2 protein-coding genes are annotated in these 634 nt (G+C 51.6%); both read left to right on the top strand.

Going from position 1 to position 634, the window contains the following annotated elements:
* A partial coding sequence (locus tag DEQ92_RS24240) for a hypothetical protein (protein WP_115821746.1) occupies positions 1-186 on the top strand: 186 nt, incomplete at its 5' end.
* On the top strand, positions 183-634 hold a 452-nt coding region (locus DEQ92_RS24235; protein WP_233516933.1), incomplete at its 3' end, for a hypothetical protein. The genes DEQ92_RS24240 and DEQ92_RS24235, both read left to right, overlap by 4 nt.

Genomic DNA, 634 nt, shown 5'->3' with positions numbered 1-634 from the left:
ATGCGGGATAGTTTCCTTGATCTGCTGGCTACTGCCGACGACGAAAATGCAGCATTAGTCCTCTCGATTGACAACAGAAACGTAGCGGTCAGAAGCGGTGACTACCAGCCGACCGATAGTGCCCGACTATCGAATGATGCACAACTGGCCTTGAAATACTTCTTCGACGAGGAAGACGTGGTATGAGCGGACCGCCATTCGATGCATTAGTAGAGGCAATTGAACTACGGCTTCGAGATGGGACGGTAGCTGAGACAGATCTACCCCCAACTCTCAGCGAAACATCGTTCGTGTCCTCAAATCTAGAACTCCCACAACGCTGTCCGAATCAACACTGTCGCGCACCGCTTCGGAATAGCGAGGTTGAGGAAGAAAACCAGAAGTTACACACTCGCTGTACCGGAAGTGGCGGTGAAGTCCACAAGGAGACTGTCGATCTAGAGACCTGCCGATATTTTGATCTAGAATGGCCGACGGTGTTGGAGGCGGTGACAACCAAAATCGATCAGGAACTCGATTATTATGACTCACAGAGTCTCCCGAGTTCCGTTCACGGTGTAACGCAGGCAGGGCTCCGAGTCTCAATTATCGGAGGTCGGAATCCAGAACGAGAGGCGACTCAGGTGTATGTACA

Source organism: Haloferax sp. Atlit-6N, assembly GCF_003383195.1.
In the GTDB taxonomy this organism is placed as follows: domain Archaea; phylum Halobacteriota; class Halobacteria; order Halobacteriales; family Haloferacaceae; genus Haloferax; species Haloferax gibbonsii.
Note: the sequence above shows the minus strand (reverse complement) of the source record. Positions and strands in the feature narration are given on the sequence as shown.